24 protein-coding genes, 3 tRNA genes and 1 pseudogene are annotated in these 25,585 nt (G+C 74.2%); 20 read left to right on the forward strand and 8 right to left on the reverse strand.

From position 1 onward, the window contains the following. A complete protein-coding gene (locus O7622_RS10810) occupies positions 1-981 on the reverse strand; it encodes an endonuclease/exonuclease/phosphatase family protein (RefSeq protein WP_282313229.1) in 981 nt (326 codons plus the stop codon). 278 nt (positions 982-1,259) lie between these two features. On the opposite strand from O7622_RS10810, the gene O7622_RS10815 reads away from it, so the two are divergent. The 9 genes from O7622_RS10815 (at position 1,260) to O7622_RS10855 (ending at position 8,375) form a co-directional block, all read left to right on the forward strand. Next, positions 1,260-1,781: a hypothetical protein gene (locus tag O7622_RS10815; RefSeq protein WP_282313230.1), complete on the forward strand. Its 522-nt coding sequence runs from the start codon at positions 1,260-1,262 to the stop codon at positions 1,779-1,781. Positions 1,782-1,973: 192 nt separating this feature from the next. Next, positions 1,974-3,023 carry a MoxR family ATPase gene (locus O7622_RS10820; RefSeq protein ID WP_013284518.1) on the forward strand — a complete coding sequence of 350 codons (1,050 nt, stop codon included), beginning with the start codon at positions 1,974-1,976 and terminating at the stop codon, positions 3,021-3,023. Continuing rightward, entirely contained in the window at positions 3,020-4,036 is a 1,017-nt protein-coding gene (locus O7622_RS10825; protein WP_282313231.1) for a DUF58 domain-containing protein, read from the forward strand. Before O7622_RS10820 ends, O7622_RS10825 begins: the two co-directional genes overlap by 4 nt. Next, entirely contained in the window at positions 4,033-4,992 is a 960-nt protein-coding gene (locus O7622_RS10830) for a VWA domain-containing protein (protein ID WP_013284520.1), read from the forward strand. The genes O7622_RS10825 and O7622_RS10830 overlap by 4 nt, the downstream gene beginning before the upstream one ends. Before the next feature lie 39 nt (positions 4,993-5,031). Further along, positions 5,032-5,892, forward strand: a complete 861-nt coding sequence (locus O7622_RS10835; protein WP_282313232.1) for a trypsin-like peptidase domain-containing protein — start codon at positions 5,032-5,034, stop codon at positions 5,890-5,892. Between the two features lie 175 nt (positions 5,893-6,067). Continuing rightward, positions 6,068-6,364: a hypothetical protein gene (locus tag O7622_RS10840; protein WP_282313233.1), complete on the forward strand. Its 297-nt coding sequence runs from the start codon at positions 6,068-6,070 to the stop codon at positions 6,362-6,364. Positions 6,365-6,373: 9 nt separating this feature from the next. Further along, positions 6,374-6,799, forward strand: coding sequence for an alternative ribosome rescue aminoacyl-tRNA hydrolase ArfB (gene arfB / locus O7622_RS10845; protein ID WP_282313234.1), 426 nt, complete (start codon positions 6,374-6,376; stop codon positions 6,797-6,799). A gap of 186 nt (positions 6,800-6,985) precedes the next feature. Then, the gene (locus O7622_RS10850; protein WP_282313235.1) at positions 6,986-7,111 is read left to right on the forward strand and encodes a hypothetical protein; all 126 of its coding nucleotides are present in this window, start codon (positions 6,986-6,988) and stop codon (positions 7,109-7,111) included. Positions 7,112-7,199: 88 nt separating this feature from the next. Further along, the gene (locus tag O7622_RS10855) at positions 7,200-8,375 is read left to right on the forward strand and encodes a cellulose binding domain-containing protein (protein ID WP_282313236.1); all 1,176 of its coding nucleotides are present in this window, start codon (positions 7,200-7,202) and stop codon (positions 8,373-8,375) included. Positions 8,376-8,399: 24 nt separating this feature from the next. Here O7622_RS10855 and O7622_RS10860 read toward each other — a convergent pair whose 3' ends face one another. Beyond that, the gene (locus O7622_RS10860; protein WP_282313238.1) at positions 8,400-9,284 is read right to left on the reverse strand and encodes a 3-methyladenine DNA glycosylase; all 885 of its coding nucleotides are present in this window, start codon (positions 9,282-9,284) and stop codon (positions 8,400-8,402) included. A gap of 34 nt (positions 9,285-9,318) precedes the next feature. Continuing rightward, positions 9,319-10,860 carry a hypothetical protein gene (locus O7622_RS10865; RefSeq protein ID WP_282313240.1) on the reverse strand — a complete coding sequence of 514 codons (1,542 nt, stop codon included), beginning with the start codon at positions 10,858-10,860 and terminating at the stop codon, positions 9,319-9,321. Positions 10,861-11,075: 215 nt separating this feature from the next. Between O7622_RS10865 and O7622_RS10870 the strand changes: the two genes are divergently transcribed. The 4 genes from O7622_RS10870 to O7622_RS10885 all read left to right on the forward strand — a co-directional run bounded on the left by O7622_RS10870 (position 11,076) and on the right by O7622_RS10885 (position 12,430). After that, positions 11,076-11,879 carry a fumarylacetoacetate hydrolase family protein gene (locus tag O7622_RS10870; protein WP_013284528.1) on the forward strand — a complete coding sequence of 268 codons (804 nt, stop codon included), beginning with the start codon at positions 11,076-11,078 and terminating at the stop codon, positions 11,877-11,879. A gap of 107 nt (positions 11,880-11,986) precedes the next feature. Then, positions 11,987-12,058 (forward strand) — tRNA-Gln (locus O7622_RS10875). Between the two features lie 76 nt (positions 12,059-12,134). Continuing rightward, positions 12,135-12,207 (forward strand) — tRNA-Glu (locus O7622_RS10880). A 150-nt stretch (positions 12,208-12,357) separates the two neighbouring features. Next, positions 12,358-12,430 (forward strand) — tRNA-Glu (locus O7622_RS10885). Between the two features lie 190 nt (positions 12,431-12,620). Here O7622_RS10885 and O7622_RS10890 read toward each other — a convergent pair. Then, a complete protein-coding gene (locus O7622_RS10890) occupies positions 12,621-13,307 on the reverse strand; it encodes an IclR family transcriptional regulator (protein WP_282313241.1) in 687 nt (228 codons plus the stop codon). 49 nt (positions 13,308-13,356) lie between these two features. On the opposite strand from O7622_RS10890, the gene leuC reads away from it, so the two are divergent. The 4 genes from leuC to O7622_RS10910 all read left to right on the forward strand — a co-directional run bounded on the left by leuC (position 13,357) and on the right by O7622_RS10910 (position 18,380). Next, a complete protein-coding gene (leuC, locus tag O7622_RS10895) occupies positions 13,357-14,799 on the forward strand; it encodes a 3-isopropylmalate dehydratase large subunit (RefSeq protein ID WP_282313242.1) in 1,443 nt (480 codons plus the stop codon). 15 nt (positions 14,800-14,814) lie between these two features. Further along, positions 14,815-15,402 carry a 3-isopropylmalate dehydratase small subunit gene (gene leuD, locus O7622_RS10900; RefSeq protein ID WP_282313243.1) on the forward strand — a complete coding sequence of 196 codons (588 nt, stop codon included), beginning with the start codon at positions 14,815-14,817 and terminating at the stop codon, positions 15,400-15,402. A 159-nt stretch (positions 15,403-15,561) separates the two neighbouring features. Continuing rightward, complete coding sequence (locus O7622_RS10905) at positions 15,562-16,182, forward strand: HU family DNA-binding protein (protein ID WP_348774060.1); 621 nt, start codon at positions 15,562-15,564, stop codon at positions 16,180-16,182. Between the two features lie 134 nt (positions 16,183-16,316). After that, positions 16,317-18,380, forward strand: coding sequence for an endonuclease/exonuclease/phosphatase family protein (locus O7622_RS10910; protein WP_282313244.1), 2,064 nt, complete (start codon positions 16,317-16,319; stop codon positions 18,378-18,380). A gap of 44 nt (positions 18,381-18,424) precedes the next feature. Here O7622_RS10910 and O7622_RS10915 read toward each other — a convergent pair whose 3' ends face one another. The 4 genes and pseudogenes from O7622_RS10915 to cofC form a co-directional block, all read right to left on the reverse strand. Next, the gene (locus tag O7622_RS10915) at positions 18,425-19,342 is read right to left on the reverse strand and encodes an NUDIX hydrolase (protein WP_282313245.1); all 918 of its coding nucleotides are present in this window, start codon (positions 19,340-19,342) and stop codon (positions 18,425-18,427) included. A 7-nt stretch (positions 19,343-19,349) separates the two neighbouring features. Continuing rightward, a complete protein-coding gene (locus O7622_RS10920; RefSeq protein ID WP_282314103.1) occupies positions 19,350-21,494 on the reverse strand; it encodes an RNA degradosome polyphosphate kinase in 2,145 nt (714 codons plus the stop codon). A 216-nt stretch (positions 21,495-21,710) separates the two neighbouring features. Beyond that, a complete protein-coding gene (locus tag O7622_RS10925) occupies positions 21,711-21,908 on the reverse strand; it encodes a cold-shock protein (RefSeq protein ID WP_043330566.1) in 198 nt (65 codons plus the stop codon). Positions 21,909-21,947: 39 nt separating this feature from the next. Then, positions 21,948-22,556: pseudogene (gene cofC / locus O7622_RS10930) on the reverse strand (2-phospho-L-lactate guanylyltransferase); the annotation flags it as partial. Positions 22,557-22,651: 95 nt separating this feature from the next. Here cofC and O7622_RS10935 point away from each other — a divergent pair. Genes O7622_RS10935 through O7622_RS10945 form a run of 3 tightly spaced genes read left to right on the forward strand, consistent with a single transcriptional unit; the run spans position 22,652 to position 25,511 of the window. After that, complete coding sequence (locus O7622_RS10935; protein ID WP_282313246.1) at positions 22,652-23,377, forward strand: lysophospholipid acyltransferase family protein; 726 nt, start codon at positions 22,652-22,654, stop codon at positions 23,375-23,377. Continuing rightward, positions 23,374-24,381 (forward strand): NAD(P)H-dependent glycerol-3-phosphate dehydrogenase, encoded by a 1,008-nt coding sequence (locus O7622_RS10940; RefSeq protein ID WP_282313247.1) that lies wholly within the window; start codon positions 23,374-23,376, stop codon positions 24,379-24,381. Before O7622_RS10935 ends, O7622_RS10940 begins: the two co-directional genes overlap by 4 nt. An 11-nt stretch (positions 24,382-24,392) precedes the next feature. Beyond that, positions 24,393-25,511 carry a cystathionine gamma-lyase gene (locus O7622_RS10945; protein ID WP_282313248.1) on the forward strand — a complete coding sequence of 373 codons (1,119 nt, stop codon included), beginning with the start codon at positions 24,393-24,395 and terminating at the stop codon, positions 25,509-25,511. Positions 25,512-25,585: the final 74 nt, after the last annotated feature.

Consider the following 25,585-nt stretch of genomic DNA (forward strand, 5'->3'; position numbering starts at 1 on the left):
TCACCCGGCGGGCAGGCGCAGTTCGGCCAGCAGCGCACGGTGGTCGCTGCCCGGCACCGGGTAGGTGCGGGCGGCGTGCACCGCTACGCGCCGGTCCACCAGTACGTGGTCGATGGTGACCGGCGGGATCGGGTCGCCGTCGTAGGGACCCCAGGTGCCGCCGAACCCGGCTCCGGCCGCGTCCGCCGCGTCGGTGTAGCCGGTGGCGATCAGATTTCGCAACGCGGCGTGGTCGAGCGTGGCGTTGAAGTCGCCGGCCAGCACGCTCAGCCCGCCGTCCGGGGTGGCCGGCGGCTGGGCGCGCTGGTCGGTCCACCAGTCCGGCACCACGTGCGGGGCGTACGGCGCGGCCGGGTGCGCCGACTCCACCCGCAGCGGTGGCGCCCCCGGCACCGTCACGGTGGCGTACGCCTGGGTGAAGAAGAAGCCCTTGTTGCGCCGGTGACCGGTGTCGCGCAGGGGGTGCCGGGCGTACACGCCGGAGCCGGTCGAGCCGACCTCGGGGGTCAGCGACCGGTGCGGCAGCAGCGCGGCCAGGCCGAGCCGGTCCAGCTCGGCAGCCAGCGGCGGGGTGAGTTCCTGCACCGTGAGCACGTCCACCCGCCGAGTCCGGACCAGGTCCACGAGCGCCGCCGGGTCGGCCGAGCCGAGGCGCAGGTTGGCGGTGAGCAGCCGCAGCGTCGGCCCGCCGGCGGCGGGCCGGTCGCCGGGGACCGTGCGGGGCGCCACCGCGCCGATCAGCGCCAGCGCGGCCAGCGCCGCGACCACCGCCGGTGCACGGCGCCGCAGGGCGAGCGCGGCCACCGCCACGACCGGGGCCACGGCGGCGGCGTACGGCGTGAACGCGACCGCCTGCACCAGCGGGCCGCGTTCCAGCCCGGTCAGGCGTACCAGCGCCCACGCGGCGACCGGCGCGACGGCGAGCCAGCACGCGACGGTACGCGGGTGGCCGCCCCGGGGCAGTCGCGGCAGGGTGATCATGACGGTCAGGCTACCCGGATCAAAGTGGGCGCGATGCCCTCCGAAACAATCTCGTGAATTGTTTCTCGCAATTTCCGGGCATCTTTGCGGATCGGTCGGACACGCAATATTGCTATTGACCGCCCGCATTTTCCGGTGCTAGGTTCCACCTGGTTGAGACGTCGCGACTCTCTGTAGTAAGGCCAGCTCACGAGCGGTGCGCTCCCGGCGGATACCCGATGATCCGCAATTTGCCGCGCGCAGTCGCCGTATCACCACGGTCTACCAAGGGAGAACTCATGGCCACATTCTTGAAGCGAAAGGCGACGGTGGTGGCGCTTGCCGCGCTGTCGCTCAGCCTGGCCGGTGGCGGGATCGCCGCCGCCGCCCAGTCGGAGGCGAAGCCGCAGCCCGGTGCTCGGCACTCCACGGCCCAGCCACCGGTGACCGCCGCCGAGCGGCAGGCCGCCCGCACCGCCATGCGGGCGACACTGGCCCCACCGGCGGCCGGCCAGGTCGCCTGGGCCGTCGTGGCGGCCAACGGCACGCTGCTGCAGCACTCCGGCAACGTGGTGTCCTCGTTCCGGTTCGCCCCGGGCGTCGGGGTGTCCCCCGGGCAGTACCAGGTGCTGCTGGACTACAACGTGTCCGCCAAGGCGTACGTGGCGACCATCGGCACGAACGACACGGCGAACGTGCCGCCGGCCGGTGAGGTGTCGGTGGCACCCCGCACGCTGACCCCGAACGCCGTCTTCGTGCAGACGCGCAGCTCCTCCGGCAGCGCCTCGGACCGGCCGTTCCACCTGGTCGTCGCCAACTGACCCGTCCGGCACCGCACCGGCCCCCGCTCCGGCGGGGGCCGGTGTCGTGTTCCGTACCGGTCCGGCCGGTGCCGCGCCGCTTCGTGCCGTTCCCGCCCGGCTGGGGAGATACTGCCGGTCCGGCCCGCCGGCCACCGCCCAGGGGCCGATAATCCGACGTTTGTCGCCGGTCCGGCACGGGAAGCAAGCACCGTGACGGACATCTCGGACACCCCGGCCAGCGTGCTCAGCCCGGTCGACGCCGACGCGAGCGGCGTCGAGCTGGAACAGACCCTCGTCGAGGTCAAACGCGTGATCGTCGGGCAGGATCGGCTCGTCGACCGCCTGCTCACCGCCCTGATCGCCGACGGGCACTGCCTGCTGGAGGGCGTACCGGGGGTGGCCAAGACGCTGGCGGCGCAGACGCTCGCCACAGTGGTCGGTGGCACGTTCTCCCGGATCCAGTTCACCCCCGACCTGGTCCCCTCCGACATCGTCGGCACGCGCATCTACCGCGCCTCGACCGAACAGTTCGACGTGGAGCTGGGGCCGATCATGGCGAACCTGGTCCTCGCCGACGAGATCAACCGGGCCCCGGCCAAGGTGCAGTCGGCGCTGCTCGAGGCGATGGCCGAGCGGCAGGTCTCCATCGCCGGCCGGAGCTGGCCGGTGCCGGACCCGTTCCTGGTCCTGGCCACCCAGAACCCGATCGAGTCCGAGGGCGTCTACCAGCTCCCGGAGGCGCAACGCGACCGCTTCCTCATGAAGGTCGTGGTCGACTACCCGAGCGACGCCGACGAGCTGGCCATCCTCTACCGGATGAGCACCGACCGCCCCACCGCGCGTACCGTGCTCGACCCGGTCCGGCTGCGCGAACTCCAGCGCCGCGCCACCGACGTGTTCGTCCACCACGCGCTCGCCGAGTACGTGGTCCGCCTCATCCTCGCCACCCGCGACCCGGAGCGCTTCGGCCTGCCCGACGTCGCGCCCCTGCTGGCGTACGGGGCCAGCCCCCGGGCCACGCTCGGCCTGGTGGCCGCGGCCCGTGCCCAGGCGCTCATCCACGGCCGGGACTACGTGCTCCCCGAGGACATCCGGGAACTCGCGGTGGACGTGCTGGCGCACCGGCTCGTGCTCTCCTTCGACGCGATCGCCGACGGGATCTCCGGCGAGGACGTGGTGCGCCGCGTGATCGAGGCGGTGCCGCCACCCCGGCTGGTGAACGGGCCCACGGAGACGGTGAACGACCTGGCGGCGGCATGACCGGCGCAGCCGGACCCGGGCTCGCCGATCTGGCCCCGGACCAGCGGCTGCGCCGGCTGGAGCTGACCGTGACCCGGCGGCTCGACGGCCTGCTGCACGGCCGGTACCGCGGCCTGCTCCCCGGACCGGGCAGCGAGGCGGCCGGCAGCCGCGAGTACCGCCCCGGCGAGGACGAGGTACGCCGGATGGACTGGGCGGTCACCGCGAGGACCACCGTCCCGCACGTCCGGGAGGTCGACGCGGACCGGGAGCTGACCACCTGGCTGCTCGTCGACGCCAGCCCCAGCATGGAGTACGGCACGTCCACGCTGGACAAACGGGAACTGGCGGTCGCCGCCGTGGCGGCCGTCGGCTTCCTCACCGCCGGAGTCGGCAACCGGCTCGGCGCCCAGGTGCTCACCCCGGGCGGGTTGCGCCGGTTCCCGGCCCGCAGCGGGCGTACCCATCTGCTCGGGCTGCTCCGCGCGCTGCTCGGCGCCCCGCGTACCGGCGACCTTTCCGACTCCGGCGGCGCGGGCGCGGCCGGCGCGGGCCGGACCGAGGCGGCGCCCGGCCTGGCCGACGGGCTGGACGGTCTCCAGCGCGTCGCCACCCGGCGCGGGCTCGTGGTGATCGTCTCCGACTTCCTCGACGAGCTGCCCGAGGACCCGGACGCCGCGCCGCCGCCGTGGGCCGCCGCGCTGCGCCGCCTCGCGGTACGGCACCAGGTGCTCGCGGTCGAGGTGACCGACCCGCGCGAGCTGGAACTGCCGGACGTCGGCCTGGTCACGCTCGTCGACCCGGAGAGCGGCCGGCACCGCGAGGTGTGGACCGGTGACCCGGGCCTGCGCGAGCGGTACGCGCGCGCCGCCGCCGAGCAGCGCGACCATGTACGCCGCACGCTGCGCCGGGCCGGCGCGACCCACCTGGCGCTGCGCACCGACCGGGACTGGTGCGCGGACGTCGTCCGGTACGTGCACGAGCAGCGCCGGCTGGCCACAGTGCCGGCGGCGGCCCGCGGAGGTGTCGCATGACCTGGCAGTCACCCGCCCGCCTCTGGCTGCTGCTCGCCGTCGTCGCGCTGGTCGCCGGCTATCTGGTGCTGCAACGGCGGCAGAGCCGGTACGCGGTGCGCTTCACGAACCTGCGCCTGCTCGACCGCGTCGCCCCGCGCCGGCCGGCCTGGCGGCGGCACGTCCCGGCGGGCCTGTTCCTCGCCATGCTGGCGTTGCTCGTGGTCGGGTTCGCCCGGCCCGAGGCGGAGGTACGGGTGCCCCGGGAGCGGGCCACAGTGATGGTGGCGGTGGACGTCTCCACCTCGATGCTCGCCGGTGACGTGGACCCGGACCGGCTGACAGCGGCCAAGGAGGCGGGCCGGCGGTTCGTCGACGGGCTGCCGGACGAGTTCAACGTCGGCCTCGTCGCGTTCGCCGGCAGTGCGGCCGTGCTGGTGCCGCCGAGCACCGACCGGGAGGCGCTGCACGACGGGATCGGGCGGCTGGCCGAGGGCATCACAGGCGTGCAGGGCACCGCCATCGGCGAGGCGATCAGCACCTCGCTCGGCGCGGTCAAGAGCCTGGACGCCACCGCCGCCAAGGATCCGCCGCCGGCCCGGATCATCATCCTCTCCGACGGCGCCAACACCTCCGGCATGGACCCGATGGAGGCCGCCGACCAGGCGGTCGCCGCGAAGGTGCCGGTGCACACCATCTCCTTCGGCACGCCCGGCGGCTCGGTCGACAGGGGTGGCCGGGCGATCCAGGTGCCGGTGGACGGCCAGACGCTGCGCGCGGTCGCCGAGCAGACCGGCGGCGGCTTCCACGAGGCGTCCACCACCGCCGAGCTGAAGGACGTCTACGAGGACATCGGCACCTCGGTCGGCTACCGCACCGAGCGGCAGGACATCTCGGCCCGCTTCATCGGCCTCGGGCTGGTCCTGGCGATGGGCGCCGCGGCCGGCTCGCTGCGGTGGTTCTCCCGGCTGCCCTGACCCGCACACCACTACCGCACGACATGTGAGGAGCCAGGCATGGCAGTGCAGACCGGACTCGGCGAGCCACGCGGACCGTGGTTCGTCTCGCCGGAGCTGGACCCGGACGGGCGCGGCCACCGGGACGTACCCGGGGGCGGACCGGAGGCCGGGCGGCGCAGCCTGCGGCACCGGCTGCTGAGCGTGGCGGCGGTGGTGGCACTCTCCACCGTCTCCGGCGCGGCGGCCGGCACCTGGGCGGCCGACCGGGGCGCGCCGGGACCGACGGCGGCGTCCGCCGCGCCGGTGCCGGCGGAGCTGATCACTGCCGCCGGCAAGACGGTGCCCGGGGTGGTGTCGGTGATGGTCGGGGGCCGCTCCGGCGCGTCCGCGTCCGGCTCCGGGTTCGCCATCGACAACGAGCAGCACATCGTCACCAACGACCACATCCTGGCCCGGGGCGGTTCCGGCACGGTGACCGTGGAGACGTCGGACGGGCGGCGCTTCCCGGCCGAGGTGGTGGGCCGGGAACCGGCCAGCGACCTGGCCGTGCTGAAGGTGCCCGCGTCGGCCGGGCTGCCGCCGTTGCCGCTGGCCAAGGCGAACTCGACGAGAGTGGGGGAGCCGGTGCTCGCGGTCGGGTCGCCGCTCGGGCTCGCCGGGACGGTCACCGCCGGCATCGTCAGCGCGCTCAACCGGCAGGTACGCATCGGCAACGGCCGGCACACAGCGGTGCAGACCGACGCCTCCATCAACCCGGGCAACTCCGGTGGTCCGCTGGTGAACGCACGCGGTGAGGTGGTCGGCGTGAACACCGCGATCGCCACCATCGACGGCAACGGCTCGATCGGCATCGGCTTCGCCATCCCGATCGACCAGGTCCAGCAGACCGCGGACACCATCATCGGCCGGGGCGGCTGAGTCGTCTGCGCGGCCACCCGCGCGGGCCCGGCCTGGGCGCCCGCGCGGTTGTCGCCCCGCCGCCCGCGCGGCGCTCACCTGCACAAGCGCCACAAGATCGGTGCGAAGTGTCGGATACCCGGCGTGGGATCATTGGGGCATAGAAATATTACGCTGAGTATGAATACTGGCGGAGGTGGAGCAAGCTGTCATTGCGGCCCTCCTCGTGGTGGGCCTGATCATCGGCGCCGGTGTCGGCGCGTCCTACGCGCGTGCGAAACGTGGCTGGACCGACTACCAGACGATCCGGACCAGCGTCCCCGGTGCCCGGCGCAACGCCTGGCTCTCGATCCGGGGCGTGGCCGTCAAGCTCGCGGTGATCGCCCTGCTGCTCGTCGGCGCGGCCGCGTACGCGGCGTCCGGCGGCGGCGAGGAACGGGCCGGTCCCACGCCGAGGGCCACCCCCACCCCGAGTCACCGCGCCGGGCGCTAGCCTCGGGGAGTGGACGACGGACTGCGGGTCACCGACCGGCTCACGGTGCCCGCCGCCGAGCTGCGGGAACGGTTCTCCCGCTCGTCCGGGCCGGGCGGGCAGGGAGTCAACACCACCGACTCCCGGGTGGAGCTGAGCTTCGACCTGGGCGGCTCGCCGAGCGTGCCGGAGACGCTGCGGGAACGGGCGCTGGCCCGGCTCGCCGGCCGCCTGGTCGGTGGCGTGCTGACGGTCACCGCCAGCGAGCACCGCGCCCAGCTGGCCAACCGGGAGGCGGCCCGCGAGCGGATGGCCGCGCTGCTGCGGGAGGCCGTCGCCCCGCCGCCGAAGACGCGCCGGCCGACCCGCCCCTCCCGTGGCGGCAAGGAGCGTCGCCTGGCCGAGAAGAAGCGTCAGTCGCAGCGCAAACGCGACCGCCGGGTGGACGGCGACTGACCGAGAGCCTGTTGAGCCGCCGAGCGCGCCGCCCGGAGAATTCCGCCACGTGATCGACTTCTCCGTCAAGCCCACGCTCACCGGCGAGCGGGTGGTGCTGCGCACCCGCAACAGCCAGGACGACCGGCTCGACCTCGCGGTGGTGGACCGGGCGAGCGGCACCTGCGTCGGCGCGCCTACGAGAAGGTGGGCTTCGTCGCCGAGGGGACGCTGCGGCAGGTGCTGCGCGACGGCGACGACTGGGTGGACGCCACCGTCATGTCGATCCTCGCCCCGGAGTGGGACCGGCACCGGGGGCACCCGGAGGGTTGAACCGGAGGCGTCGAAGCGCTCCAATTCGTACGGGAGCTTCAAGGGCCGTCACCGACCACCACGTCACAGTGACAGGAGTCCCTTCCGCATGTCCCGTAACCCCCTGCGCGTCGCGCTGACCGTGCTCGCCGCGCTGCTACCGGTCCTCGCCCTCGGCCTCGCCCTCACCGCCACCACACCCCCGGCCGCCGCGGCGGCCGCCCCGGTCCGCGTCATGCCGCTGGGCGACTCCATCACCGGGTCGCCCGGCTGCTGGCGGGCAGTGCTCTGGAACCGCCTCCAGTCCACCGGCCACACCGACGTCGACTTCGTCGGCACGCTCGGGCCGCAGGGCTGCGGTGTGCCGTACGACGGCGACAACGAGGGGCACGGCGGCTACCTCGCGACGAACGTGGCGAACCAGAACCTGCTGCCCGGCTGGCTGTCCGCCACCCGCCCGGACGTCGTGCTCATGCACTTCGGCACCAACGACGTGTGGAGCAACATCGCGCCCGCCACCATCCTGGCCGCGTACTCGAAGCTGGTGGACCAGATGCGGGCCGCCAACCCGGCCACGACCGTGCTGGTCGCGAAGATCATCCCGATGAACCCGGCGAGCTGCCCCGAGTGCGGCCGGCGGACGGTGGCCCTCAACTCGCTGATCGACGGTTGGGCGGCCGGGAAGACGACAGCCGCGTCGCCGATCGTGGTGGTCGACCAGTGGACCGGGTTCAGCACCGCCACCGACACCTACGACGGCGTGCACCTGAACGCCGCAGGCGACCAGAAGATGTCCGACAGGTGGTATCCGGCGCTGGTCGCCGCGCTGGACCGGACCACGCCGGGCCCGACCGCGTCCCCGACCGGCGGCCCCACCTCGTCGCCCACCGCCAGCCCGTCACCGACGACCAGCCCTTCACCGACGACCAGCCCTTCACCCACGACCAGCCCGTCGCCCACGACCGGCCCGACGTCGGCGCCCGGCGGCTGCACCGCCACCTGGCGGGTCGCCGGTCAGTGGCCGGGCGGCTTCCAGGGGGAGGTGACCGTCCGCAACGACGGCGCCGCGCCGATCGCCGGCTGGACAGTGCGCTTCCCGCTCACCGCGGGCCAGCGGATCAGCCAGGCGTGGAGCGCCGACGTGACGCAGAGCGGAACCACTGTGACCGCCCGGAACGCGAGCTGGAACGGCGCTCTGGCCCCGGCCGCCCAGACCACGTTCGGTTTCCTGGCCGACGGTGCCGTCCCGAGCCCGGCGCCGGCACTGACCTGCGCCGCCAACTGACCCCCGCGCCGGCCGGCCCCGCGCTCAGCGGTGGCCGGCCGGCGCGGCCCGGTCCAGCGCGGCCAGCAGCCGGACCCGCAACGCGGCGGCCCGCTCGGCGAAACCGCGCTGCGCCGCGGCGTACTCGGCCCGGCCCTCCGGCGTCTCCACCCGCACCGGCGGGTAGCCCAGGTCGGCCAGGTCGTACGGGCTGGCCCGCATGTCCAGCGCCCGGATCTCCCGGGCCAGCGCGAAGCAGTCCGCCACCAGCTCCGACGGCACCAGCGGCGACAGCTTGTACGCCCACTTGTAGAGATCCATGTTGGCGTGCAGGCAGCCCGGCTGCTCCAGCGCGTGCTGGCCCTCCCGGGTCGGCTGGAGCACGTTCAGCGGCCGGGCCGGCGCGGTGAAGAACCGGAACGCGTCGAAGTGGCTGCACCGCACGCCGCGCCCCTCGACCACAGCCGCCGTCGCCGCCGGGCTCAGCCGCAGCGGCCAGGCGTTGTGCCGTACCTGCTCCTGGGTCTGCCGGTAGACCATCGCCCACTCGTGCATGCCGAAACAGCCGAACTGCGCCGGGCGTCCGGCGGTCGCCGCGAGCAGCGTACGGATCCAGGTGATCGACTCGGCGCGCCGCTCGCGTACCCGATCGGTGTCGAGGGTGAGCCCGGCGGCGCCCGCCGTGTAGTCCGGGCCGAGATCGCCCGGGTCGGCGTCGCGCAGCACCACGCCCGCGCCCGGGTGCCAGCGGCGCAACTGCGCCGGGCGGTGCGAGTAGTAGGTGAACAGGAAGTCCTCCACCGGGTGCTTCACCCCGGTGCGGCGGCGTTCCAGGTGCGGCGTCAGCCAGGCGTCCACCCGCGCCTCGTGCGCGTGCCGGCGCGCCTGCCAGTCGGCCAGGTCGAGCGCGGGGGCGAGGGCGGCGGTCACACACCCCAGGGTACGACCGCCGCCCGTGCCCGGATCACGCCACGTCCACCCGCACGCCCGCCGAGAAGACGCCGCTGCGCAGCTCCAGCCGCTTCGGCGGCTCGTCGCCGCGCATGGTGAACACCAGCGGCAGCAGCACCCGCCGCCCGGCGGCCACCGGCTGGGAGAAGACGTCCCGGCCCAGGTTCGCCACCCGGGTCGCGTCCTCGTCGGCTGCCACCCAGTTACCGCTGGGCAGGTACGCCCGCTGCAACTGCCCGTGCCAGGTCTGGTCCTCGGACGTGAGGTTGCGCACCCCGACCGTGGCCAGGCACGGCCGGCCGCCGCCCGGCGCCGGTGGCAGCACGTCGGCGGCGCAGCTCAGCCGGTAGACGGTGAACTCGAACGCGGTCTCGCGCAGCGGCTGGCCCAGCGCGCCGGTGACGCTGCTGCCCACCCACGCGCCGCTCGTCGGCTGCTTGGTGGTGTCCATCGCGGCCACCCGCTGCGTGGCCGACCAGGCCGCCGCGCCCACCACACCGGCCAGCACGGCCGCCGCCACGCCGACCACGAGCCAGACCGGCGGCCTGCGACGGCGGCTCGCGGGCGACGGCACTGCCGTACGCGGATAGACCGTGCCGCGCTCGGGCGGCCCACCGGTCGTGCCCTTGCCCGGCCCGCTTTGGCCCGGCCCGCCTTGGCCCGGCGTGCCGTGGCCCGGTCCGGCTCCGCCCGGCATGCCTCCGCCGGGCACACCGCTTCCGGGGGTGCCGGTGTGCATCGCGCCGCCTCCCGGCGTACCGGTGGGCGTCGCGCCGCCTCCGGGGGCGCCCGTTCCGCCGCGGGCCATGCTGCCCGGTGCGGCGCTTCCCGCCGCGGTGCGCCGGCGGCGGCGCCACACCGCCCACCACACCACACCGGCGGTGACCACCAGCAGCGCGGTGAACGCGGCGAGCAGCACCGGCGGCCGCCGCCAGGCCGGGGCTGCGGTGACCTGCGCCGCCGGGGCCGTCGCGGCGCCCACCCAGGTCGCCGTGGCACAGTCGAACGGGCGCGTGCCGTCCGAGCCGTAGACGCAGGTGGGGGCCGTCACCGAGCGGCCCGGACCGGGGACCGACAGCGCGGTGTGCAGGGTGGTGGTGCTCTTCGCCGGCAGCCGCAGCCGCCAGGTCACCTCACCGGCGCTCATCCCGGCGGGACGGCTGGTCCGCCCACCGCCGGTCACCGCTGTGGCCCGCGACCCGTTCGGCAACTCCTGCCGGACCATCGTGTCGACGGGTGCGGTGCCGGCGTTGCGGACCTCGATCCGGTAGCCCGGTGCCGGGGTGCCCGCCGCGCCCACCGCCACGCTGACCGGGGGCATCGACGGGCGGACCGGTGCCGGGCCGGTGGTCGGCACCGCCGGTGGCACCGCCGGCACGCCGGTCGGGATCGGGGTGGCCGCGGCACCGGGGATGACCGCCGGTGGCGGGGCCGGATGGGCGGGGGCGGCGGCCGCGCGGGGCGTCGCCGGGGACAGCGCCGGTACGGCGGCGATGACGCCGAGGCAGTTCACGAACACTGCCAGGGCCCTGTGGTGTCGTCTCGATGCAGGCATACCAACGAACCTCCGGACCCGAAGCTATGGGCCGCGGCCCGCCGGGCGGGTACGAAGCCGCCATTCCCGCCCCGTCCGGCGCGATCGCGCGTACTCTTTCCCGCTCCTGCCGGTCGGGGCCGCCGGCCCCCGGTGAGGGTGTGGTGCGCGGCGGCCGGGGCGTGCCGCCTGCCGGTGTCCGCCGGGCGGCCCGCGGGCGGGGATAGATTGGCCGGGTGCGTATCGCTCGTTTCGCTCATGCCAAGGGAATGTCGTTCGGGGTCGTCGAGGGCGAGCCGGAGGCCGGGCCGCAGGGCCTGACCATCGCCGAGATCGAGGGCCACCCGTTCGGGCAGATCCAGTTCTCCGGCGCCCGCTGGGCGCTCTCCGACGTCCGGCTGCTGTCGCCGATCCTGCCCAGCAAGGTGGTCTGTGTCGGCCGTAACTACGCCGAACACGCCGCCGAGCACGGCAGCGAGGTGCCGAAGGAGCCGCTGCTGTTCCTCAAGCCGTCCACCTCGGTGATCGGCCCGCGCGACGCCATCCGGCTGCCGATCTTCTCCAAGCAGGTCGAGCACGAGGCGGAACTCGCCGTGGTGATCGGCGCCCCCGGCGCCCGCCGCGCCGACCGGGCCGCCGCCGAACGGGCCATCTTCGGCTACACCTGCGCCAACGACGTCACCGCGCGGGACCTCCAGCGCTCCGACGGGCAGTGGACCCGCGCCAAGGGCTTCGACTCGTTCTGCCCGATCGGGCCGTGGATCACCACCGGGCTCGACGTCAGCGACCTGGAGATCCGGTGTGAGGTGGGCCGCAACCCGGAGGAGATGGAGGTACGCCAGCTCGGCCGGACCAAGGACATGGTGTTCGACGTACCGGGACTGGTGTCGTACATCTCGCACGTGATGACGCTGCTGCCCGGCGACGTGGTGCTGACCGGCACGCCGGCGGGGGTTAGTCCGCTCACCGAGGGGGATACGGTCACCGTGCGGATCCAGGGGATCGGGGAGCTGAGCAACCCGGTGGTCCCCGTCGCCTGATCCGTTCCGATGCCTCGTTTCCGCTGGTCAGGTGGGTTTCGAGGGGTTGGATTTGGCCTGTCGGCAGCGGGAGGGTAAAGTTCATTCCCGGCGCCGCAAGGGGCCAATGGGGTATGGGGTAATTGGCAGCCCGACTGATTCTGGTTCAGTTAGTCTAGGTTCGAGTCCTGGTACCCCAGCGCAACCGAGGGTTCGCGAGAACCCTCGGACGCTGGATTCCGGCAGCTCACGCTGGCGGAGTGCAATGAAGGTTCTGGCCCCGTCGTCTAGCGGCCCAGGACGCCGCCCTCTCAAGGCGGTAGCGCCGGTTCGAATCCGGTCGGGGCTACAGCACCGACAGCCCGTCCCGTTTCCGGGGCGGGCTTTCTGCTGTCCTGCCCACGTGCGCAGGGGGCGACCCCCGGCGGTGGTGCCGCGCGGGATGCCGCTAGACTACTGCCACGCCGCCCGGCAGGGTGGTGAAGCAGGAAAAGTGCCTGGCCCCGTCGTCTAGCGGCCCAGGACGCCGCCCTCTCAAGGCGGTAGCGCCGGTTCGAATCCGGTCGGGGCTACATCCACGAACGGCCCGTCTCGCCAAGCGAGGCGGGCCGTTCCCCATTCCCACCCCCGCCCCCTCCCGCCCCGGGCCCCCACCCCCGCCGCGTTGATCACGAAGTTGGCGGCAGTCAGGGAGATCGAAAATGCCGCCAACTTCATGATCAACCCGACAAGGGCGTGGGGTGGGAGGGGGAGGGGGAGGGGTCAGAGGCCGGAGAGGCGTTGGCCGGCTCGGACGACGGCCATGGCGTGGCGTTCGCCGGGGCGGCGGCCGAGGCGCTCGATCGGGCCGGAGATGCTGATCGCGGCGATCACCCGCCCGGTGCGGTCCCGGATCGGGGCCGAGACGCTCGCCACACCCGCCTCCCGCTCGGCGACGCTCTGCGCCCAGCCGCGCCGCCGCACCTCGGCCAGCGTGCGACCGGTGAACTTGGAGCGGGGGAGCAGCGGCATGACCGCCTCCGGTGGCTCCCAGGCGAGCAGGATCTGCGCCGCCGAGCCGGCGGTCATCGGCAGCACCGAGCCGACCGGGACGGTGTCCCGCAGGCCGCTGACGCGCTCGGCGGCGGCCACACAGATCCGCTCGTCGGCGCGGCGCAGGTAGAGCTGGGCGCTTTCGCCGGTGGCGTCCCGTAGCGCGGCGAGCAGCGGCTCGGCGGCGGTCAGGAGCACGTCCGGGGCCGCGTTGGCCAGCTCGCCCAGGCGTGGACCCGGGCGCCAGCGCCCCTGGGTGTCCCGGACGAGCATCCGGTGGATCTCCAGCGCCTGTGCCAGCCGGTGCGCGGTGGCCCGGGGCAGCTTGGTGCGTTCAACGAGTTCGGCCAGGCTGGCGCCGTCGACACAGGCGGCCAGGATGACCACCGCCTTGTCGAGAACGCCGACACCGCTCATACTGTGTCCCACAAGCCGAAATTTACCTCCCAGAATTTAGGATGTCCAGATGGTGGGAGTCACTCGACCGAGGACCCTGGCCGAGAAGGTCTGGGACGCACACGTGGTCCGCTCCGCCGCCGGCGAGCCGGACCTGCTCTTCATCGACCTGCACCTGCTGCACGAGGTGACCAGCCCGCAGGCGTTCGACGGACTGCGTCTGGCCGGGCGCGGGGTCCGCCGTACCGATCTGACGATCGCGACCGAGGACCACAACACCCCGACCGGGTACGACGACCCGGCGTTCCGCCTCCGGCGCGGCGACCTGCTCACGATCGCGGACCCCACCTCCCGCACCCAGATCGAGACGCTGCGCCGCAACTGCGCCGAGTTCGGCGTGCGCCTGCACCCGCTGGGCGACGAGAACCAGGGCATCGTGCACGTCATCGGCCCGCAGCTCGGCATCACCCAGCCCGGCATGACGATCGTGTGCGGCGACTCGCACACCGCCACACACGGCGCGTTCGGCGCGCTGGCGTTCGGCATCGGCACCAGTGAGGTCGAACACGTGCTGGCCACGCAGACGCTGCCGCAGGCCCGCCCGAAGACCATGGCCGTGAACGTGGTCGGCGAGCTGGCGCCCGGCGTCACCGCCAAGGACCTGGTGCTCGCGCTGATCGCGCAGGTCGGCACCGGCGGCGGGCGTGGTCACATCGTCGAGTACCGGGGCGAGGCGATCCGCGACCTCTCGATGGAGGGGCGGATGACGATCGCGAACATGTCCATCGAGTGGGGCGCCAAGGCCGGCATGATCGCGCCGGACGAGACCACGTTCGCGTACCTGAAGGGGCGGCCCAACGCACCCCAGGGCGACGACTGGGACGCGGCGCTGGAGTACTGGCGGACCCTGCCCACCGACGAGGGCGCGACCTTCGACACCGAGGTCACGCTCGACGCGAGCCGGATCACGCCGTTCGTCACCTGGGGCACCAACCCCGGGCAGGGCGTACCGCTGGGCGCGACAGTGCCGGACCCGGAGGACTTCGTCACCGAGCCGGAGCGGGTCGCCGCCCGCCGCGCGCTGGAGTACATGGACCTCACCCCGGGCACCCCGATGCGCGACCTCGCCGTGGACGTGGTGTTCGTCGGCTCCTGCACCAACGGCCGCCTGGAGGACCTGCGGGCCGCCGCCGAGGTGCTGCGCGGGCACCGGGTCGCCGACGGCGTACGCATGCTCGTGGTCCCCGGCTCCGCCGCGGTCCGCGAGGCGGCCGAGATCGAAGGGCTGGACGAGGTCTTCCTCGACGCCGGCGCCGAGTGGCGCTTCGCCGGCTGCTCCATGTGCCTGGGCATGAACCCGGACACGCTGAAGCCGGGCGAGCGCTCCGCCTCGACCTCCAACCGCAACTTCGAGGGCCGCCAGGGCCGGGGCGGGCGTACCCACCTGGTGTCCCCGCCGGTCGCCGCCGCCACCGCCGTGGCCGGCCGGCTGGCCGCCCCCGCCGACCTGTAGAAGGGCAGCCGACAGATGGACAAGTTCACCAGCCACACCGGCACGGCCGTGCCGCTGCACCGATCCAACGTGGACACCGACCAGATCATCCCCGCCGTGTACCTCAAGCGGGTGACCCGGACCGGATTCGCCGACGGTCTGTTCAACGCGTGGCGGGAGGACCCGTCATTCGTCCTCAACGATCCCGTCCATTCAGGCGCGTCGATTCTCATCGCCGGTCCCGAGTTCGGCACCGGATCCTCCCGGGAGCACGCCGTCTGGGCGCTGCGGGACTGGGGCTTCCGGGCCGTCATCTCGCCTCGCTTCGGTGACATCTTCCGCGGCAACGCGCTCAAGGAAGGCCTCCTTCCGGTCGAGCTGGAATTGAAAGCCGTGGAAGAACTGTGGGATCTGGTGGAATCCGAGCCGACCACGCCGATCACTGTCGACCTCGCCGCGCGTCAGGTCCACGCCGGTGCCGCCACCTGGGCGTTCCCGCTGGACGACCACAGCCGTTGGCGGCTGATGGAGGGCTTGGACGACATTGGACTCACCCTCCGGCACGAGGCCGCGATCAGCGCGTACGAGGCCGCCCGGCCGGCGTTCCTGCCCTCGATCGCCTGATCTCAAGCGCTATTCGCCCCCACCGGTGCATCCGGTGGGGGCGAATCCGTTGCGACACAAGGGCTTTTTTCCACCGAATGTTTGTGTCCAGGCAGCACAGGGCATACCGTGCGCGCAGAATGGCTCGCGTCGAGTCAGTTGCACAATCGGGAGGAAGTCGTGAACAAGGCCGAGCTCATCGAGGCGCTCGCCGTTCGCCTGGGGGACCGGAAGACGGCGACGGCCGCGCTCGACGCGGTTCTCGCTGAGGTCCAGGCGGCGGTCACCAAGGGCGAGAAGGTGGCGATCACCGGTTTCGGAGCGTTCGAGAAGCGCGTCCGGGGAGCCCGAACAGCGCGCAACCCGCGGACCGGCGAGGCGGTGAAGGTCAAGAAGACCTCCGTCCCGACGTTCCGGGCGGGCGCGGGCTTCAAGGAGATGGTGGCCAGCGGCAAGGTGCCCAAGGACACCGCCGCCGCGAAGAAGACCACCGGTGCCGCCAAGGCCACCGGAGGCCGGACCACCGCCGCCGCCAAGAAGACCACGGCGGCGAAGGCCACCAAGACCACCGCGACCAAGAAGGCCGCGCCGGCGAAGAAGGCCGCCGCGACCAAGACAACGGCGGCGAAGAAGACGACCGCGGCGAAGTCCACCGCGGCGAAGAAAACCACCACCGCCAAGAAGACGACCGCGGCGAAGTCCGCCACGGCCAAGAAGACCACGGCGGCGAAGAAGACCACGGCGGCCAAGAAGGCGCCCGCGAAGAAGGCGCCGGCCAAGAAGGCCGCCACCCGGCGCTGACCGGACGGCCCACGAAGGGCGCCCACCGTTCGCGGTGGGCGCCCTTTCGCATGGGTACGCGTTGACCGCCCGCCGTCGCGCCCCGCAGAATCGCCGTGCCGAAAACCCCCGTCGGTCACGAGAAGAGGCGCCCCGTGCGGCACCGTCACCTCTCCACCCTCACGCTCGCGCTCGGTATCGCGGTCCTGCTGGACGTGTTGCGGGTCTGGCTGCCGTCGGTCATCACCCTGTTCGGCCGGGCCGCCGAGACGCCCGCCGAGTTGCTCGGCGCGTTCGCGCTCGGCTGGTTCCTGCTCGCCCTCGCCGCGCCCACGCTCGTACGCCGCGTCGGCGCCGCCCCGGTCGGACTCGTCGCCGCCGGTGTGCTGGCGGCGGCCCGGCTGGCGCTCACCGCGCAACCCGGCGGCCCGGCCCAGCTCTGGCTGGCCTGCGCCGGACTGTTCGCCGGCCTGGTCTGGCTCGCTGCCGTCGCCGCGTCCGTGCCCCGCCCGGTCGCCGGGCTGGCGCTCGGCCTGGCCGGGAACGCGGTCGGGCACGCCCTGCTCGGCACCGAGGATCTGGTGTGGCGCGGCGGCGTGCTCGCCTGGAGCCTGAGCGCCCTGCTGGTGTCGGCGTTCCTGGCCGCCTCGGTGGCGGTACGGCGGGACCGGGCCGCCGCCCGGGTACGCGGGGACGCGGTGCGGACGGCCGCCCCGGCGGCGGATGTGGCGGACGCCGACGCCGGGCGGCGCGCGCCGATCCCGGGCCGTAGAGCCTGGTTGCTGTGCGGGCCGGCGCTGCTGCTGGCCGGGCAGGTGGCGCTCGCCCCGGCGCTGTGGAGCGCCGCCGCCGGCACCGGATCGCCTGACTTCCCCGGCCTCGCCCGCCCCGGCAACGGTGCCCTGCCGGGCGCGCTCGCGGTGCTGCTGTTCCTCTCGGCGGCGTTGTTCCGGGCACCGGCCCGTCTGGCCCGGGTGCTGTGGCCGCTCGCCCTGCTCGCCGGGCCGGTGCTGTTCGTGACCGGGCTGCTCGTCCCGGCGTACCTGCTCACCGCCGCCGGTCTCGGCGGCTGCCTGGCCCTCACCGATGCGATCGGCGACGGGCAAGCGGCTGCCGACGAGCGAGGCGCCGCAGCCGACCGAAGCGCCGCCGAGGAGCGAGGCGCCGCCGACGACCGGGCCGCCGGCGACGCGGCCGGGCACGGCGACGACGGGTGGGCGGGGGCGCGGCGCGGGCGGGCGGCGGTGCTCGGCATGCTGGTGTTCGCGGTGACCACGGTGGCCTACTACGCCGCCTACGACCTGGGGTACCCCAACGGCTGGGCTCCGGTCGCCACGGCCGTCCTGGTGGCTCTGGTGGCGGCTACGGCACCTCTCCGCCCCGGGCCGACGCCGTCCGGCGCGGCATCAGCCGGCCCGGCATTGCCCGCCACGGTCCGGGTCGCGGCCCTGGCCGGGCTCACCGCGCTGGCCGGGCTCGCCGCCGCGCTGCACGTACCGCCCGCACTGGCCCGGGCCACCACCACACCGACGGCGGTACGCGTGGCCGCGTACAACATCCGGATGGGGTTCGGCCTGGACGGCCGGCTGGACGTGGACGCGGTGGCCCGGGAGCTGCGCGGCGCGGACGTCGTGCTGCTCAGCGAGGTCGACCGGGGCTGGTGGCTCAACGGCGGCCACGACACGCTGGCGTTGGTGGCCGGGCGGCTGGGGATGCCGTACGTCTTCGCGCCAGCCGCCGACCCGGTCTGGGGCGACGCGGTGCTCAGCCGCTTCCCGATGCGCTCCGGGCAGACCCGGCGGCTGACCGCACACGGCGCGCCGACCGGGGCGCAGGTCCTCGGCGTCACGCTCGACCTCGGCGGCCGGGAACTCGCGGTGGTCGCAACGCACCTGCAACCGCCGCCCGGGCGGGATCCGGTCGAGCAGGCGGGCGAGGTGGCCGCGTTCGCCGGCCGGTACGCGAACGGCCGTCCACTGGTGCTGGGCGGTGACCTGAACACCGAGCCGGACGACCCGGCGTTCGCCGAGTTCACCCGCTCCGGGCTGGTGGACGCGCTGGCTGCGGCCCGGCCGCTGCGGACCAGCCCGGCCGACGATCCGCGCGCCCAGATCGACCACGTCTTCGTGTCGCCGGTCCTGACCGCCGACGAGGTACGCGCGCCGCGCACCGAGGCCAGCGACCACCTCCCCGTGACGCTCACCGTCACGCTGCCCTGAACCGCCGCCGCGCAACCGGTACCGCCGCGCGGCCGCGGCCCGCCTCACAACCGGTCGGGAAGGACCAGCCGGTCACCGGCGAACGGCAGCAGCCAGCCGCCGCCCTTGGCGGTGGTGAGGTCCTCGTCCACGCGGCCGGTGAGCCGTTCCAGCGCGCCCGGGATCACCTTGCCCTGGCTGCACACCGCCACCGTCCCGACGGCCTGCGCCAGCGCGGTCAGCCGGGCCGCGGCGGCGAGCGCGCACTCCTCGACCTGCTGGCCCGGCGCCGGTTCGTCGAAGTCGCCGCAGACCTCGATCGGCAGGTCGAGCCGGGCCGCCGCCGGGTCCAGCGTCTGCACGCAGCGCCGGGCCGAGGCGGAGAACAGGCGGGCCGGGCGGACCAGCGCGACGAGCGGGACCAGCGCCCGCGCCTGCGCCCACCCCTGTTCGTCGAGTGGTCGGCCGTGGTCCGGGCCGGTCCAGGTGCCGCGCTTGCCCGCGTGCGCGTGCCGGACCAGCAGCACCGTCGCGGTGACCGGCGGCAGCGCCGCGAACGCGGCGATCACCTCGGCGTCGTGCGGGTAGCTGACCCGGCGTACCGCGTCGTCGACCGGGAACCAGGCCACGTCGTCGACCTCGGTGCCGGGCTGGAAACCGCCGGTGCCGGCCGCCCGCATGGACCAGTAGTCGACCGCCTTCGCGAGACCCTCGCTCCGGTAGCGGACCGTGGGCAGGCGGACCTGCGGCACGGCGCTGACGTCGGACTCCTCGGCCACCTCGCGGACGGCCGCCACCAGGGGGTGCTCGCCGCGGTCCAGCTTGCCCTTCGGCAGCGACCAGTCGCCATAACGGGGGCGGTGCACGAGGCAGACCTCGACGCCGGCCGGACCGGGGCGCCACACCACACCGCCGGCGGCCCGGATCCGTACCGGTTCGTCGTCGCTCACCCGCTCACCGTATGCCCGCCCGGCACGCGCCACGGCCCGGTCAGTCCGCCCGGCCGCCGACCCGGCGCAGCAACAGATCCTGGAGGTGGGTCAGCGGCACGTCGCCGTCCCCGGTACGCCGGTGCCAGGTGCCGTCGGCGGCCAGCTCGAACGCGTCCACGTCGGGATCGAACGCGGCGGTGAGGACGTGGTCCAGTTCGGCCCGGGCCACCGGGTCGCTCACCTGCACCAGCGCCTCCACCCGGCGGTCCAGGTTGCGGTGCATCAGGTCGGCCGAGCCCATCCAGAACTCGGCGTCGCCGTTGTTGCCGAACCGGAAGATCCGGGAGTGTTCCAGGAACCGGCCGAGGATCGAGCGGACCCGGATGTTCTCCGACAGCCCCGGCACGCCCGGCCGCAGCGTGCACATGCCACGGATCAGCAGGTCCACGTGCACGCCGGCCCGCGACGCCCGGTAGAGCGCGTCGGTGATCTCCTCGTCCACCAGGGAGTTCACCTTGAACTGCACGAGCCCCGGCATGCCCAGCCGGACGTGTTCGATCTCCCTGTCGATGCGTTCGATCAGGCCGCTGCGGATGCCCTGCGGCGCCACCAGCAACCGCCGGAACGCGGTCTGCCGGCTGTAGCCGGTGAGCACGTTGAACAGGTCGGTCAGGTCGGCGCCGATCTCCGGGTCGGCGGTGAGCATGCCGAAGTCCTCGTAGAGCCGGGCCGTCTTCGGGTGGTAGTTGCCGGTGCCGATGTGGCAGTAGCGGCGGATCTGGTTGCCCTCCTGGCGTACCACCAGCGCGGTCTTGCAGTGCGTCTTGAGCCCCACCAGGCCGTACACGACGTGGCAGCCGGCCCGTTCCAGCGTGCGCGCCCAGCCGATGTTCGCCACCTCGTCGAAGCGCGCCTTCAGCTCGACCAGCACCACCACCTGCTTGCCGGCGGCGGCCGCGTCGACCAGCGCGTCCACGATCGGGGAGTCGCCGCTGGTGCGGTAGAGCGTCTGCTTGATGGCGAGCACGTTCGGGTCGGCCGCCGCCTGCTCCACGAAGCGCTGCACGCTCGTCGCGAACGAGTGGTACGGGTGGTGCACCAGCACGTCGCCGTCACGCAGCGTGGCGAAGACGCTGCGCGGCACCTCGCCCTCGGCCAGCCGTGGATGGGTGGCCGGCACGAACGACGGGTCCTTCAGGTCAGGCCGGTCCGCCTCGCCGTACACCTGCCACAGCGCGGACAGGTCGAGCAGGCCGCGGACCCGCAGCACGTCGTGACCGTCCATGTCCAGCTCGCGGACCAGCAGCTCCAGCATGTGGTCGGAGATGGACGCGGCGACCTCCAGGCGTACCGGCGGGCCGAACCGGCGCCGGGCCAGCTCCCGTTCCAGCGCCTGGAGCAGGTCCTCGTCGCGGTCCTCGTCCACCTCCACCTCGGCGTTGCGGGTCACCCGGAACAGGTGGCACTCGACCACCTGCATGCCGGAGAACAGCTGGCCGAGGTGCACCGAGATGAGGTCCTCGACCGGCAGGAACCGCACGCCCGGCTGGTCGCGGTGCACCCGGACGAACCGGGGCACGTTGTTCGGCACCTTGACCCGGGCGAACAGCTCCGAGCCGCCGTCCGGGTCGCGTACCGACACGGCGAGATTCAGCGACCGGCCGGAGATGTACGGGAACGGGTGCGCCGGGTCGACCGCCAGCGGGGTGAGCACCGGGAAGATGTGCTCCCGGAACCAGGTGCGCAGCCGCTCCCGCTCGGCGTCGTCCAGGTCGCTCCAGCGCAGGATGCGGATGTCCTCGGCGGCGAGCTTCGGCAGCACGTCGTCGACCAGGCAGGCGGCGTGCCGGGCGACCAGGCCGGCGGCCTTCTCGGTGATCAGGTCGAGCTGGGTGCGCAGCGGCAGCCGGTCGCCACCGCGTACCGGCAGGCCGGCGGAGAGCCGCCGCTTCAACCCGGCCACCCGGACCATGTAGAACTCGTCCAGGTTGCTGGCGAAGATGGCCAGGAACTTCGCCCGTTCCAGCAGCGGCGTGCGCGGGTCCTCGGCGAGCGCCAGCACCCGGGCGTTGAAGTCGAGCCAGGACAGCTCCCGGTTGAGGAAGCGGTCCTCCGGCAGCGGCGGCGCGGTCGGCGGGGCGGCGTCCGCGGCGGTCTCGCCGGCCGGGCCGGGGCCCTCCACCGGGTCGAGCGGCTCGTCCAGGCCGGCCGCGCCGGCCGCGTCCGGGTCGGCGCCGAGGCGCTCCTCCGGGGGCCGGGTCTGGCGGAACCGCCCGTCCGGGCCGCGGGTGGGGCGGCCGTTACGGGACGTGCCGGGGTCGAGGATCGGCGGCGGACCGTCGGGGTGCTCGCGAGGGGTGCTCACCACCCCATGATTCCCCGATAAGGGTGAACGGAAAATGAACTCGGGCCAGGTTGTTCACGCCATCGTCGGCAAGGTCACCCGGACCACCTCGCCGTCGGCGTCCCGCTCGATCCGGACACGCTGCCCCAATCGGAGCAGCCGCAACCCGGAGGCGTCGAACGCGCGGGCCGGGAACGCCAGCTCGGTGCCGTCGTCGAGCAACAGCACGCCGCTGCGGGTCGACGCGTCGTAGGTGGCCACCGTCCCCTGCATGCCAGCACCGTACTCCACCGCTGCGGCGACCCGGTCCAGCAGCGCGGCGGTGCGCGGCCCCACGCCGAGCCCCGCCGCGTCGGCCAGGTCCGCCGGGGTGTCCACGTCCCGGCGCAGGCTGGGCCAGTCGCCGGCGAGCGGCAGTGCCCCGCTCGCCACGTGCGCCGCGGCCGAGCCGGGACCGAACTGCGGCGACAGCACCGCACCGGCCGGCGCGGCGAGCAGCACTGTGCCTCCGCCCGGGGCGTCAGCCACGAACCCGCGTACCCCCTGGGTGGCCCGCAGCGCGGCGGCCAGGTCGGCCGGTCGCAGCGCGGGCAGGTCGGCGGTCAGGCCGGCGACGGCGGCGCGCGGCCCGGCGACCGCCGCGCCGTGCCGGAACGCCGCGTTGAGCCCGCCGCCGGGGTCGCCGGCGACGCGGGCGCCCGCCACGCCGGCCGCAGCGGCCACCAGCGGGTCGTCGGTGACCACGAGCACCACGGCCACCGCCGGGCACGCCCGCACCGCGCGCAGCGTGTCGGCCGCCAGGGCCAGTGCCAGCTCCTCGTGGGGTACGCCGGGCAGCGCGCCCCGCAGACGGCTCTTCGCCGCCGGAAGGCGCTTCACCGGCATCACCACGGTCCAGCGGGCCTCAGACACGCCGACCATCCTGCCAGCGGGAGCGCCGGTACCCGCACTGGCCGCAGCGGGGGCGAACAGGCATGATTCTGTGCCGGGGCGCGAGGGCGGATCGAGGAGGCACTGTGGCACGGCGGATGCTGGGGTTCTGGCGACGGCTCGCCGTGGTGCTGGTGAAGCCGCTGATGACGGTCTGGACCCGGCGCACCTGGCGGGGCATGGAGCACCTGCGTCGCGACGGCGGCGTGATCCTCGTGCCGAACCACATCTCGCACGCCGACCCGCTCGTGGTCGCGCACTACATCTACGACGCCGGGCGCTGGCCGCGCTTCCTCGGCAAGGCCAGCGTGTTCCGGGTGCCGGTGGTCGGCTGGATCCTGCACCGCTGCCAGCAGATCCCGGTCGAGCGGGGCACCGTCGAGGCGGTCAAGTCGCTGGACAAGCTGGTCGCCGCGCTGGCCGAGGGGGGCGCCGTGGTGATCTACCCGGAGGGCACCACCACCCGGGAGCCGGACCTGTGGCCGATGAGGGGCAAGACCGGCGCGGCCCGGCTGGCGCTCGCCACCGGAGCCCCGGTGGTCCCGATCGCGATGGTCGGCCCGGAACGGATGTTCGACCCGCGGACGGCCCGGTTCGGGCTGCGCCCGCGTACCCCGGTGACGGTGATCGCCGGGCCGCCGGTGGACCTGAGCCGCTGGGCCGGCGCCGCGCCGACCCGGCCGATCCTGGAGGAGATGACGGACACCATCATGCTGCGCATCCGGGATCTGGTCGCGGAGATCCGCGGCGGCACCCCACCGCCGCTCTGGCAGCGGCCCGCCCGCACCGGCACCCGGGAGGTCACCGAATGAGCGGGCACGTCGCCGTGCTGGGCGCCGGTTCCTGGGGGACCGCGTTCGCCAAGATCCTTGCCGACGCCGGCCGGGACGTGACGGTCCTGGCCCGACGGGCCGCCGTGGCCGAGGCGATCCGGACCGGGCGGCACAACCCGGAGTACCTGCCGGGGATCCGCCTGCCCGAGCGGGTGACCGCCACCGGCGACGCCGCCGAGGCGATCGAGGGGGCCGAGATCGTGGTGCTCTCGGTGCCCTCGCAGACGCTGCGCGGCAACCTCGCGGACTGGACGCCGTACCTGGCGCCGGACGCCACGCTCGTGTCGCTGATGAAGGGCATCGAGCTGGGCACCACCAAGCGGATGAGCCAGGTGATCACCGAGACCGCCGGGGTGCCCGCCGACCGGGTCGTGGTCGTCTCCGGGCCCAACCTGGCCCCGGAGATCGCCGCCGAGCAGCCGGCCGCCACTGTGGTCGCCGGCACCGACAGCCGCCGTACCGCGCTGGTGCAGGCGTCCATCCGGACGCCGTACTTCCGCCCGTACACCAACGACGACGTGATCGGCTGCGAGCTGGGCGGTGCGGTCAAGAACGTGATCGCGCTGGCGTACGGCATCGCCACCGCGATGGGCTTCGGCGACAACACCCGGGCCATGCTGATGACCCGCGGCCTGGCCGAGACCGCCCGGCTGGGCGTGGCGCTGGGCGCCGACCCGATCACGTTCGCCGGGCTGGCCGGCATGGGTGACCTGGTCGCGTCCTGCTCGTCGCCGATGGCCCGCAACCGCACCTTCGGCGAGCACCTGGGCCGGGGGGAGACGCTGGAGCAGGCCCAGGCCGCCACCCGGCAGACCGCCGAGGGCGTCAAGAGCTGCCTGGCCATCCGCGACCTGGCCCGGGCGCACGGCGTCGAGATGCCGATCACCGAGCAGATCGAGCGGATCTGCCACGAGGGGACGGATCCGCGCCTGGCGGTGGACGCGCTGATGAGCCGTACCGCCAAGCCCGAGTCGTACGAGTGAGCCGAGCCGGGATGAGCAGCGAGCGCTGGGGTGACGGCACGCGCAGCGTGCACGCCGGCCTGCCGGACGCGGTACCCGGTCAGCCGTTGCTGCCCGGCCCGGTCTTCGCCGCGCCGTACCACCTGGACCCCGAGCGCGGCCCGTCGGCGGCAATGGACGGGTACGGGCGGCCCGACAACCCCACCCGGCGGCTGCTGGAGGCGGCGATCGGCGAGCTGGAGGGCGGCGACTGCCGGGTCTTCGCCAGCGGCCAGGCCGCCATCACCGGGCTGCTGCTGACAGTGCTGCGCCCCGGCGACACGGTGATGCTGCCCGCCGACGGCTACTTCTCGGTGCGCTCGTTCGCCTCGGACACGCTGGAACAGCTCGGCGTACGTGTGGTGCTCGTGCCGACGGCCGGGCCGTACCAGTCGTTCGACGGCGTACGGCTGGTGCTGCTGGAGACCCCGGCGAACCCCGGCCTGGACGTCGCCGACGTGCCGGCGGTGGCGGCCGCCGCGCGCGCCGCCGGTGCGCTGGTGGCGGTGGACAACACCACCGCCACGCCGCTCGGGCAGCGCCCGCTGGACCTCGGCGCGGACGTGGTGGTCGCCTCCGGCACGAAGGCGCTGACCGGCCACTCGGACCTGCTGCTGGGCTACCTGGCGACACGGGACGCCGGGCTGCGGGACGCGGCGACCGCCTGGCGCACCGCCACCGGCGGGGTACCGGGCGCGTTCGACTGCTGGCTCGCTCACCGCTCGCTGGCCACGCTCGACCTGCGGCTGGCCCGGCAGACCGCGAACGCGCGGGCGCTGGCCGACCTGCTCGCAGCCCGCCCGGACGTCACCGGGGTGCGCTGGCCCGGACGGCCGGACGACCCGGCGTACCCGGTCGCGTCGGCGCAGATGCGGCGCGTACCGGGCGTGCTCTCGTTCGACCTGGGCGACGAGCGCCGGGTGGCCCGGTTCCTCCGCGCCTCCCGGCTGGTGGCCGCCACCACCTCGTTCGGCGGGCTGCACACCACAGCCGACCGGCGTGCTCAGTGGGGCGACGACACGACGCCGGGATTCGTGCGGTTCTCCTGCGGCATCGAGGACACCGGCGACCTGCTCGCCGACGTGACGGCGGCGCTCGACGCGGCGGGCTGACGGCGCGACGGCCGCTGGGCTAAGGTGACGGGCAGCCACGGCCCGTGCGGCCCCGACCCGAGGAGGTGAGTCCG

The sequence above is a fragment of the Micromonospora sp. WMMD1076 genome (assembly GCF_029581475.1).
GTDB lineage: Bacteria > Actinomycetota > Actinomycetes > Mycobacteriales > Micromonosporaceae > Micromonospora > Micromonospora aurantiaca.